At 73.5% G+C, this 11,916-nt stretch carries 5 protein-coding genes; all 5 read left to right on the top strand.

Annotation, left to right across the window (positions count from 1 at the left end; all coding sequences use genetic code 11):
* Positions 1–45 precede the first annotated feature (45 nt).
* On the top strand, positions 46–6,195 hold the full coding sequence (locus VR45_RS32985) for a type I polyketide synthase (protein WP_045943571.1): 6,150 nt from the start codon (positions 46–48) through the stop codon (positions 6,193–6,195).
* Positions 6,192–8,036, top strand: coding sequence for a non-ribosomal peptide synthetase (locus tag VR45_RS32980; protein WP_045943570.1), 1,845 nt, complete (start codon positions 6,192–6,194; stop codon positions 8,034–8,036). The genes VR45_RS32985 and VR45_RS32980 overlap by 4 nt, the downstream gene beginning before the upstream one ends.
* 85 nt (positions 8,037–8,121) lie before the next feature.
* Positions 8,122–9,909: a type I polyketide synthase gene (locus tag VR45_RS32975; protein WP_045943569.1), complete on the top strand. Its 1,788-nt coding sequence runs from the start codon at positions 8,122–8,124 to the stop codon at positions 9,907–9,909.
* Between the two features lie 2 nt (positions 9,910–9,911).
* Positions 9,912–11,174, top strand: a complete 1,263-nt coding sequence (locus tag VR45_RS32970; RefSeq protein WP_045943568.1) for a cytochrome P450 — start codon at positions 9,912–9,914, stop codon at positions 11,172–11,174.
* A gap of 20 nt (positions 11,175–11,194) precedes the next feature.
* Positions 11,195–11,914 (top strand): formyltransferase family protein, encoded by a 720-nt coding sequence (locus VR45_RS32965; protein ID WP_234326403.1) that lies wholly within the window; start codon positions 11,195–11,197, stop codon positions 11,912–11,914.
* Positions 11,915–11,916 lie beyond the last annotated feature (2 nt).

Genomic DNA, 11,916 nt, shown 5'->3' with positions numbered 1-11,916 from the left:
CCACCACCCCACCACCCCGCCACCCGCCCTGCCGAGGGAGTCGCCATGCCTCAAGAGCGCGCAGCGCGAGACATCTCCAGCGTCACCGAATTCCTGCTGTCCCGATTCGCCGAGCTGCTGAACATCCCCGCACACACCGTCGACCGGCGCGCCCCGATGCACCGTTACGGCCTGGAGTCGGTGCAGTCGGTGGCCCTCGCCGCCGCGCTCTCCGAGTTCCTCGGCCGGCGCGTCCCGGCCACCATGATGTGGCAGTACCCGACCGTCGACGGACTGGCCCGCGCGCTGGTCGAGGGCCCGCAGGAGGCCGAGCCCGCCGCGCCCGCCGCCGGCCGACGGACCGCGCCGAACGAGCCGGTCGCCGTCGTGGGCATCGGCTGCCGCTTCCCCGGGGGTGCCGACCCGGCCGGGTTCTGGCAGTTGCTGGTCGAGGGCGGCGACGCCGTCGGACCGGTGCCGTCCGCGCGCCGGGCGCTGCTGAACGACCGGGTGCGCTGGGGCGGATTCATCGACGGCATCGACCAGTTCGATCCGCTGTTCTTCGGCATCTCGCCCCGCGAGGCCGTCCAGATGGACCCGCAGCAGCGGCTGGTCCTGGAGCTGTGCTGGGAGGCGCTGGAGGACGCGGGGATCGCGCCGCACAGCCTGGTCGGCAGCGACACCGGCGTGTTCATGGCCTCCTGCTGGGGCGACTACGCCGCGCTGGCGCACTACCGCGGCCCCGATGTCCAGATCACCCCGCACACCGCGACCGGCATGCACGACGGCATCATCGCCAACCGCGTCTCCTACATCCTCGGCCTCCAGGGCCCGAGCATGGCCATCGACGCCGCCTGCGCCGGTTCGCTGGTCTCGGTGCACGTCGGCTGCCAGTCCATCCAACTGGGCGAGAGCGACCTGGTGCTGGCCGGCGGCGTGAACCTGAGCTTCGTCTCCGACTACTACACCGCCATGGACGCGATGGGGGCGCTCGCCCCGGACGGCCGCTGCAAGTCCTTCGACGCCCGTGCCAACGGCTACGTGCGCGGCGAGGGCGCCGGGGTCGTGGTGCTGGCCCCGCTGAGCGTGGCGCTGGAGCGCGAACTGCCGGTGTACTGCCTGATCAAGGGCAGTTCCTCCAACAACGACGGTCTGAGCAACGGCATGACCGCGCCGAACCCGCAGGCGCAGGAGAAGATGCTCCGCACCGCGTACCGGCGGGCCGGCATCGACCCGCACCTCGTGGACTACATCGAGGCCCACGGCTCGGCGACGCCGCTCGGCGACCCGATCGAGGCCAACGCCATCGGCGCCGTCCTGGGCGGCCCCGACCGCGCGGAGCCACTGCGGCTCGGCTCGGTGAAGTCCAACGTCGGGCACCTGGAGGCGGCGGCCGGCATCGTCGGGCTGGTCAAGCTCGCGATGTCGATGCGCAACGGGGTGCTGCCGCCGAGCCTGCACTACAGCGCGCCGAACCCGCAGATCATGTTCGACGAGTACAAGCTCACCGTCCAGGACCGGCTGACGCCGTGGCCGCGGCGCTCCGACGCCCGCCGGGGCGGGGTCAGCTCGTTCGGCTTCGGTGGCGCGATCTGCCATGTCGCGGTCGAGGAACTGCCGCGCCCCGAAGCCTCGTTGCTGCTGCTGGCGGCGGACTCCCGGGAGGCGCTGGCCGAGCGGGCACTCGCCCTGCGGGACGGGACCGACCTGCGCGAGCTCTGTCGCCGCACCCCGGGCGACGGCCCGTTCCGGCTCGCGGCGGCCGCCCGCGACATGTCCGAACTCCGCTCCCAGCTGGACGCCTTCGCGAACGGTGCGCCCGCCGCCGGGCTGAGCACCGGCGAACCGGCCGGGCAGCAGGGCGGGCAGCGGGCCGGGCAGCGGGGCACCCGACCGGCCGGGCAGCGGCCCCGGGTGGCGTTCCTGTTCTCCGGCAACGGCTCGCAGTGGGTCGGCATGGGCCGCCAACTCCTCGCCGGCATGCCGGTGTTCCGCCGGTCGATGATGCGGTCCGACCGGCGGATGCGGGAGCTGGTGGGCCTCTCCCCGGTCGAGCACCTGCTCTCCGCCGACGGCCGGCTGGACGACATGGACGTCTTCCAGCCGCTGCTGTTCTCGCTCCAGGTCGCGCTGGCCGAGGCCTGGCGCTCGCTGGGCGTGGAGCCGGACGTCGTCCTCGGCCAGAGCGTCGGCGAGTTCGCCGCCTCGTACGTCGCCGGCGTCCTGGACTACGACGACGCCTCCCTCCTCGCCGCCCACCACGGCCGGCTCCTCCAGCAGCTGGCCGTGGGCCGGGGCGAGGGCATCGTGGTGATGACGCCGGCCGACGAGGTGCGGCCGTACCTGACCGGCGGGCTCACCCTCTCCGGCTACAACGGCCTCAACTCCACGCTGGTGACCGGCACTCCGCAGGAGATCGACGAACTCGTCCGGCGGCTGACCGAGGCCGACGTCACCAACCACCGGGTGCGGATGGGCCACGCCCCGCACTCGCCGCTGGTCGACCACGTCCTCGCCCCGCTGAAGGCGGAACTCGCCGGCATCCGGCCCCGCACCGCCCGCATCCCGATGATCTCGACGGTCACCGGCGAACACGTCGACGGGGCGGAGCTCGGGCCGGACTACTGGGCGGCCAACCTGCGCCAGGAGATCCTGGTGGTCGACGCGCTGCTGAAGCTGCGCGAGCACCGCGTCGACGCGGTGGTCGAACTCGGCCCGCACCCCCTGCTGCTCAAGTCGGCGTCCGAGATCCTGCCCGCGACCACGCTGCCCTCGATGCGCCGGGGCGCCGACGAGGCCGCGACCCTGCTCGGCTCGCTCGGCGCCCTGTACACCGCCGGACTCCCGGTCGCGGCCCATCCGTTCCTCGCCGGCGACCGGGGGCGGCACCTCGCGCCGGGCCGGGGCGACGCCGCAGCCGCGGCCGCGGCCGACGGGGACACGCACCTCGTCACCGTCTCGGCCCGGACGGCGGGCGCGCTGACCGACACCTGCCGCGAACTCTCCAGCCACGTCGAGCGGAACACCGCCCTGCGGGTCTCCGACCTCGCCTACACGCTCGCCGCCCGGCGCAGCCACCACAACCACCGGATCGCGCTGCTCGCCCGCTCCCGCCAGGACGTCCTGGACGGACTCGCCCGGGTCGCCGCCGAACAGCCGCACCCCGACCTCGTCACCGGCACCGTGTCCGGCGGCGCCGACCGCCGGGTGGCGCTGGTGTTCTCCGGCGGCGGCACCCAGTGGGTCGGCATGGGCCGCGAACTGCTGCGCTCCCACGCCGGGTTCCGCACCTGGATGCGGGCCTGCGACGACGCCGTGCGCGCGGCCGGCGGCCCCTCGGTGCTCGACCTGCTGGCCGCCCCGGCCGAGTCGGCCAGGTACGAGGAGATGGACTTCCAGCAGCCGGTGCTGTTCGCCCTCCAGGTCTCGCTGGCGCAGGTCTGGCTCGGGCTCGGTGTCCGGCCGACGGCCGTGGTCGGGCACAGCCTGGGCGAGGTCGCGGCCGCCTGCGTCTCCGGCGCGCTGTCGCTGGAGGACGCGGCCCGGGTGGTGGTCGCCCGCTCGCACCTGCTGGAGCGCGAGGCCGCCGCGGGCGCCATGATCTCGGTCGACCTGCCGGAGGAGGAGCTACTGCCCCGGCTCGCCCCGTACGCCGCGCACGCGGCCGTCGCGGTGGTCAACAGCCCCACCAGCGCGGCCGTTTCGGGCTCGCCCGAGGCCGTGGACGCGCTGGAGGCGGAGCTGAGGCGGGACGGGGTCTCGGTGCGCCGGATCCGGGTCGAGCGGCCGGTGCACAGCCCCGGCATGGACCCGCTGATCGCGCCGCTGCGGGCGCGCATCGACGGCATCACCCCGCTGACCCCGGAACTCGACCTCCACTCGACGGCCCTGGCGGGCGCGGTGAACCCGGTCGCCGACGTCGACTACTGGGTCCACAACCTGCGCAACCAGGTCCGGTTCGCCGAGACGATCGGCGCGCTGGTCGACCGGGGGGTCGGCACCTTCGTCGAGATCGGCCCGCACGAGACGCTGCGCGGCGCGGTCGAGGAGATCGCGCTGACCCGGGGCGCCCAGGTGCACGCGGTCAACTCCCTGCGGCGCGAGGAGAGCGACCTCCGCTGCCTGCTGGGCGCCGCCGCCTCGCTGTACGTCCGGGGCGTCCCGCTGACCTTCGACCCGCTGTTCGCCGACGACGTCGAGGTGGTGGAGACGCCGCTCGTCCAGTGGCAGAAGGACCGGTACTGGATCGACACCGAGTCCCACCGCGCGCCCGCCTCGATCCCGGGCGTCGGCGGGCCCGTGGCCGTCACCGCCACCGTCACCGCGAGCACGAGCGCCGCCGCGAGCGCGGCGGAAACCGAAGCAGCGGCACCCGTCCCGGCGGCCGCCCCCGCGGCCCGGCCGGTGGACGAGGTCGTGCTGGCCGAGCTGGCCGACGCGCTGGGCGTGCCGGTGGGCCGGTTCGACGCGGACGCCGGGCTGCGGGACTTCGGCCTCGACTCGATGTTGGCGATCCGCCTGGTCAACCGGATGCAGTCGCTGTTCGGGCACCGGGTGTCGCCGGTGGTCTTCCTGGACGGCCGCTCGATCGCCGAGGTGGTCGCCCACTTCGTCGGGATCGTCGGCGGCGCGCCCGCACCGGCAGCCGAACCGGCAGCCGCCTCCGAGCCCGCTCCGGCGCCCGCAGCGGATCGAACCCCGGCCCCCGTGCCGTCCTTCCTCGACGAGCCGTCCTTCCTCGACGACCTGTCCGAACTCGACGCCGAGGAGCTGGTGGAGGAGCTCGACGCCCGCGGCCTGCTGGAGGCCACCGACGCGCCGGCCCTGGAGCAACTGCGCGCCGACGGCCTCGGTCTCACCCTCGCACCGGCCTCGCACGGCCAGGCCTCGCTGTGGTTCATGCAGATGGTCGCGCCGGACGCCGTGCCCTACAACTTCATGGTGACCGCCCGGATCCGGACCTCGGTCGACGAGGAGGCGCTGGAGCGCGCCGTCCGGGCCGTGCTGGACCGCCACCCCGCCCTGCGCACCCTCTTCGTGGAAGCGGGCGGCAGCCCGTACCAGGTCGTCCTGGACGAGCCGGTGTACGAGTTCGTGGTGGCGGACACCTCCGGACTGGACGACGAGCAGGCCCGGGAGGAGCTGGCCCGGCACGGGCACCGGCCGCTGGACCTGGACTACGGGCCGCTGGTGCGGGTCGTCCTGCTGCGGCGCGGCCCGGCGGACCACTACCTGCTGGTGCTGGTCCACCACATCGCCTCGGACGCCGCCTCGGCGGATGTCATGATCCGCGAGATCCAGGAGTTCTACCTCTACCGGGGCGCCGACCCCGCCGGCCGGGCGCCCGCCGCCCCGTACACGGAGTTCGTCGCCCGGGAGCGGCAGTGGCTGGCCGGTCCGGCCGCGGACGCGGCCCTGGACTGGTGGTCGGCGAAGCTGGCCGACCCGCCGGCCCGGCTGGACCTGTCCGACAAGGAGCGGCCGCCGGGCGTCACCTACGAGGGCCGCGACCTCGCCTTCCGCTGGAGCGCCGAAGAGACCCGCCTGCTGCGGGAGTTCGCGCTGCGCGAGGGCGTCTCGGTCAGCACGGTCGTGCTGGCCGGGTTCTTCGCCACGCTCAACCGGGCGGTCGGGACGGAGGATTCGGTGCTGGCCACAGCGATCGCCCAACGCTCCGAGCCCGGTTGGGAGTCCGCCGTCGGCTACTACCTCAACACGGTGCTGGTCCGGGCGAACCCCGCTGCCGGGCGCAGCTTCCGCGAACTGCTGCGCGAGGTCCACGCGTTCTCGCTCGGCCTGCTGGAGCACATGGACTACCCGCTGGACCTGCTGGCGGCCCAGCTCAAGCCGCCGCGCGTCGAGGGCCGCTCCCCGTGGTTCGACGTGGTGGTCAACTGGCTCTCCTCGGAGGCGTTCCCGCGCTCGGTGAAGCTCTTCCACGGCGTCGGCGACACCCTCGAACCGGACGGCGCGCTCCCGCTCGAACCGCTCCAGGTGCGCAGGCACCTCGCCAAGTTCGATCTGGAGATCTCGATGGCCGACATCGACGGCGAGGTGGCGGGCCACGTCCAGTTCAAACCGAGCTACCTGGAAAGGCGGACCGTGGAGGACCTGCTCGCGCTGTACCGCACTGTGCTATTCGACTCGATCGATCGACCCGACCTGGCGCTCGGCGACCTCGCGCCGGGCGGCCTCCCTGAGGAGACGGACCGGTGACCGAAACCCTGCACTCCGAGTTTGTCGCGCAAGCGGTCAAGAACCCCGACGCGATCGCCGTCCACTCCGAGGCCGGAGTCCTGACCTACGGCGAACTCAACCAGCGTTCCCAGGAGTTGGCCGAGCGGCTGGTGGCCGACGGCGCCGGTCCCGGCGTCCCGGTCGGCATCTGCGTCGAGCGCACCCCCGACTTGCTGGTGGCGATCCTGGCAGTCCTGCGGTCCGGCTCCTGCTATCTGCCGCTGGACCCGAACTACCCCGCCGAGCGGCTGGCGTTCATGGTCCGGGACAGCGGCACCCGGCTGCTGCTGACCACCCCCGCGTCCCGGGCCGGCTGCCCGGCCGGGCCGACCGTGGTGGTGCTCGGGGAGAGCGTCACCACCGAGCCCGGTGGGACGCCCTCGGCCGTCGTACCCGGGGACACCGCCTACATCATCTACACCTCCGGCTCCACCGGCACCCCCAAGGGCGTGGCCGTCCGGCACGCGGGCTGTGTGGCGATGCTCGCCGAGATGGACCGGGTCCTGGAGGGCTGCGACCTGAGCGGCGTCGCGGCGGCCAGCTCGGTCTGCTTCGACATGTCGGTGATGGAGATCTTCAACGCGCTCTGCCGGGGCGGCTCCCTCGTCCTGGTCGAGAGCGCCGTGCACCTGGCGGAGAGCCGCCACGCGGACCGGATCACCCATCTGAACATGGTCCCGTCGGTCATGAACGGACTGCTCGACGCGGGGGCGCTGCCCCCGAACGTGCGCTCCATCGTGTTCGGCGGCGAGGCGCTGCGCCGCAAGCTGGTGGACCGGGCGTTCCGGGAGACCGGCGCCGAGCGGGTGTTCAACGCGTACGGCCCCACCGAGGGGACGGTGTTCTGCTCGTTCGGGCCGGTGCCCGCCGAGGGGACGGACGAGCCGACCATCGGCCCGCCGACGAGCACGGCCCGGGTGTACGTGCTGGACCAGGAGCTGCGGCCGGTCCCGGCCGGGGAGGCCGGGGAGCTGTTCCTCGGCGGTGTCGGCCTCGCGCACGGCTACGTCAACCGGCCGCGCACCACGGCGGAGCGCTTCCTGCCGGACCCGTTCCTGGACGGCGAGCGGATGTACCGCACCGGGGACCTGGTCAGGTTCACCGAGGACGGCGAGCTGCGCTTTCTCGGCCGCACCGACCACCAGGTCAAGCTGCGCGGCTACCGGATCGAGCTGGAGGAGGTCGAGGCCCGGCTGACCGGCTGCCCCGAGGTCCGCGAGGCCGCCGTCGTCGTCCGGGGCAACCGGCTGGTCGGCTACGTCGTGCCCTCGGGCGACGTTCCGGAGCCGGACGCGACCACGCCGGCCGGACCCCGGCTGGACGCCGCGCTCCAGAGCGCCGTCACCGCCCGGCTCGCCGCCGGACTCCCCGACTACATGGTGCCCGCGACGGTCGTGGTCCTGCCCGCCCTGCCGCTGGGTCCCGGCGGGAAGCTCGACCGGGACGCGCTCCCCGAGCCGCCCGCGCCGGCCGCCGGCGCCGACGGGCCGCGGACGGCGCCGAGCACGCCGACCGAGACCGCCCTCGCCGAGATCTGGGGCGAGCTGCTCGACCTCGACCCGGCGGGCATCGACGTGCAGGCCGCCTTCTACGACCTGGGCGGGGACTCGCTGCTGCTGGTCCGGCTGGCCCGACTGATGACCCGGCGCTTCGACCGCCGGGTCCGGGTGCCCGACCTGTTCAGCTTCCGCGACATCGCCTCCCTCGGGCGCTGGCTCGACGACGACAGCGGCGCCACCCCCGAGGTGGTCCAGTCGGCCCGCCAGCGCGCCGACGCCCGCCGGGCCGCGCTGCGCGGCCGGGGCAGCGCCGGCCGCTGAACGAGTACTTCGACCGAACCGCACCGCACACCGAACCGCACCGCCCGCCGAGTCACCACCCTCGACCGAAGCAGGAGCGTTTCCCATGACCGACAGCCCGGAGCAGGACTACGACCCGGGTGACGTGGCCATCATCGGCATGTCGCTGCGGGCCCCCGGCGCCCGTACCAAGGAGGAGTTCTGGGACAACCTCGTCCACGGCCGGGAGTCCGTCTCCTTCCTGGCCAAGGACGACATCCATGTCGACGAGACCCTGATCCACAGCCCGTTCTACGTACGGGCCTGCGGCGTGCTCGACACCTACGACCAGTTCGACCCGTCGGTGTTCGGCATCAGCGACCGGATGGCCGCCGCGATGACCCCGGAGAACCGGCTGTACCTGGAGAGCGCCTGGGAGGCGCTGGAGGACGGCGGCTACGACCCGGACCGGCTCACCGCCGAGATCGGCATGTACGGCGCCAACAACCCGCAGACCGCCGCGCTCTACAGCTCCCCGCCGGACCGGGTGTCGGTCGGCCCGGAGGCGATCGAGGCCAGTCTGGCGTGGTCGCCGGACACCATGACCTCCAACGCGCTCTACTACATGGGGCTCACCGGCGAGGCCGTCACGGTCGCCGCGGTCTGCGCCGGCTTCCACTACGCGGTGCACCTGGCCTGCCAGTCGCTGCTGCTCGGCCAGACGGACATGGCGATCGCCGGCGGCGCGATGGTCCGGCTGCCGCACCCCCGCGGCCACCTGTGGGAGGAGAACCGCGTCCTGTCCAGGGACGGCCACTGCCGGCCCTTCGACGCCAACGGCACCGGCACCGCGCTGTCCAGCGGTGTCGTCACCCTGCTGCTGAAGCCGCTGGGCCGGGCCGTCGCCGACCGCGACCACGTCTACGCGGTGGTGAAGGGCTCGGCGGTCAACAACAACGGTGTCAGCGCGATGGCCTACGGCCTGGCCCAGCCCGAGCGGCTGAGCGCCTGCATCGCCAACGCGATGCAGGTCGGCGGCGTGGACCCGGAGACGGTGTCCATGTACGAGGCCAACGGTCTGGGCCTGCCGATGACCGACGAGCTGGAGGTGCACGCGGCGGGCATGGCCTTCGGCAAGCAGACCGGGACCACCTCGATCGGCGGCGTCAAGGGCAATGTGGGCCACGGCGGCGTGGTGTCGGGCGGCTTCGGCGCGATGAAGGCCGCGCTGGCGCTGTACCACCGGACGCTCCCGGCCACGATCAACCTGACCGAGGTCAACCCTGACCTCGACTTCCCCAGCACCCCCTTCGTGCCGCAGCTGGAGACGGCCGCCTGGGACCCGGAGGCCGGCATCCGCCGGGCCGGCATCACCTCGCTCGGCGGTGGCGGCTACAACGCCCACCTGCTGCTGGAGGAGGCGCCCGACGCCGCCCGGCGCGCACCCGAGCCGGCGGGCCGGCCGCGGCTGGCCACCCTGTCCGCCCTGGACGACGAGGCGCTCGCCCGGCAGCGCGAACGGCTGCTGGCCCGACTGGAGGCCGACCCGGAACTCCGGCTGGACGACGTCTGCTTCAGCCTCAACCTCGGCCGCAAGGTGATGGCCCGGCGCTGGGCCGCGGTGGTGCGCAGCCGCGAGGAGCTGATCGCGGCGCTGTCCGGGGACGCCCCCGCCGGTACGGCCGTCACCTCGACGGCCGCCGCCCCGCCGTCCGACCCGGGCGCCTTCGGCCGCACCGACCACGGTCTGGTACCGGCCGGCGGCGACGCGGCGGCGCTGGCCGGGCTGGCGGCCGCCTGGGTGGGCGGCAGCCAGGTGGACTTCGGCGCCCTGCACCGGGGGGAGTCCGGGCGCCGGGTGCCGCTGCCCACCTATCCGTTCCGGCCCCGCCGGTTCTGGCGCACGGACTGGTGAGCATGAGCGCCTCCACACCGGTCCCGGCCCCGGATGCCGTGGACGCCCTGGACCTGGGCGACCCGGCGACCTTCGCCGACCACCGCCTCGACCTCGACGGGTACTGGCGCGGTCTGCGCGACCGCGCGCCGCTGCACTGGAACCCGCCGGTCGACGGCCGGCGCGGGTTCTGGGTGCTGTCCCGCCACGAGGACATCATCGCCACCTACCGCGACAACGTGAACTTCACCTCGGAGCGCGGCAATGTGCTCGTCACCCTGCTGGAGGGCGGCGACGCGGCGGCCGGCCGGATGCTGGCCGTCACCGACGGGCACCGGCACCACGAGTTGCGCAAGATCCTGCAACGGGTGCTCTCGCCGCGGGTGCTCGACGAGGTCGCGCGGACGGTCCGGGCCAACACCCGGTTGTGGATCCGGGAGGCGGTCGAGGCCGGCAGCTGCGAGTTCGCCGAGGAGATCGCGAGCCGGATCCCGATGACCACCATCTCCAGCCTGCTCGGGGTGCCCGAGGAGGACCGGGACTACCTGCTGAGTCTGACCAAGGCGGCGCTCTCGGCGGAGGACGAGGACGTCGACGCGGTCGATTCCGAGATGGCCCGCAACGAGATCCTGATGTACTTCATGGACGTCGTCGAGGAGCGCCGCGAGTCGCCCGGCGAGGACGTGATCAGCATGCTGATCGCCAGTTCGATCGACGGGGTCCCGCTGTCCGACGAGGACGTGGTGCTCAACTGCTACAGCCTGATCATCGGCGGCGACGAGACCAGCCGGCTGACGATGATCGACTGCCTCCACACCCTGGCGGCCCGGCCCGACGAGTGGCGGCGGTTCAAGCACGGCGAGGTCGCGGTCGGGACGGCGGTGGACGAGGTGCTGCGCTGGGCCTCGCCCACCATGCACTTCGGGCGCAGCGTCGAGCGGGAGACCGAACTGCACGGCGTCCGGCTGCGGCCGGGCGAGATCGTCACCCTCTGGCACGCCTCCGGGAACCGCGACGAGCGGGTCTTCGACCGGCCCGGGGTGTTCGACCTCGGCCGCGCGCCGAACAAGCACATGGCCTTCGGCTACGGTCCGCACTTCTGTGTCGGCTCGTACCTGGCCAAGGTGGAGATCGCCGAACTGCTCGACGCCCTGCGGGACTTCACCACCGGCTTCGAGCAGACCGAGGAGGCACTGCGGATCCGGTCGAACTTCCTGACCGGCTTCTCCACGATGCCGGTGCGGTTCACCCCCGACCCCTCCGGACTGAAGGCCGCCGACGACTGACGCCGGCCACCATCCGATCAGTGAGCGCAGGAGTGCGGATGAACATCTACATGTCAGGACAGGGGGCGTTCGCGGTCCAGGTCGCGGAGGCCCTGCTGGACGAGGGGCACAAGATCGTCGGCGCGGCCGCCCCCCGGCTGCGCAAGGGGAAGTCCGACGAGGGCGACGCGATGTCCTGGGACCGGCTGCGCTCCTGGGCGTACCACCGGGACGTCCCGTGGACGGATTCGGCGGAACTGCGGGCGATGCACATCCCGGACGGGGTGGACATCATCCTCGCCGCGCACTCGCACGCCTTCCTCGGCCGGCGGACCAGGGCCAGGGCGGCGGTCGCCACCATCGGCTACCACCCGAGCCTGCTGCCGCTGCACCGGGGCCGGGACGCGATCCGGTGGACGGTGCGGGACGGCGACAAGGTGACCGGCGGCAGCGTCTACCACCTCACCGAGCGCACGGACGGCGGGCCGCTCGCCGCCCAGGAGCACCTTCTGGTGCCGCCGGGCTCGACCCCGCAGACCCTGTGGCGGGACCACCTGGCGCCGCTCGGGGTGCGGCTGCTGCTGAAGGTGGTCGCCGACCTCGCCGCGAACCGGCGGATCGAGGTGCCGCAGGACGAGAGGCTGGCGACCTGGGAGCCCGCGATGGACGCGCCGCCGCTGTTCAAGCCCGAACTCATCGCCCTGCCGGGCACCGACACGGTCCGGGTCGAGAGCGGCCGGTGGGCCCTGCACGAGCGCTGAGG

This window comes from Streptomyces sp. NRRL S-495 (genome assembly GCF_000966955.1).
Taxonomy (GTDB): domain Bacteria; phylum Actinomycetota; class Actinomycetes; order Streptomycetales; family Streptomycetaceae; genus Kitasatospora; species Kitasatospora purpeofusca.
Note: the sequence above shows the minus strand (reverse complement) of the source record. Positions and strands in the feature narration are given on the sequence as shown.

Bases quoted from the DNA above. Each gene is read 5' to 3' on its own strand.
- VR45_RS32975 (WP_045943569.1), top strand. From the start codon at position 8,122: ATGACCGACAGCCCGGAGCAGGACTACGACCCGGGTGACGTGGCCATC.
- VR45_RS32970 (WP_045943568.1), top strand. From the start codon at position 9,912: ATGAGCGCCTCCACACCGGTCCCGGCCCCGGATGCCGTGGACGCCCTG.
- VR45_RS32985 (WP_045943571.1), top strand. From the start codon at position 46: ATGCCTCAAGAGCGCGCAGCGCGAGACATCTCCAGCGTCACCGAATTC.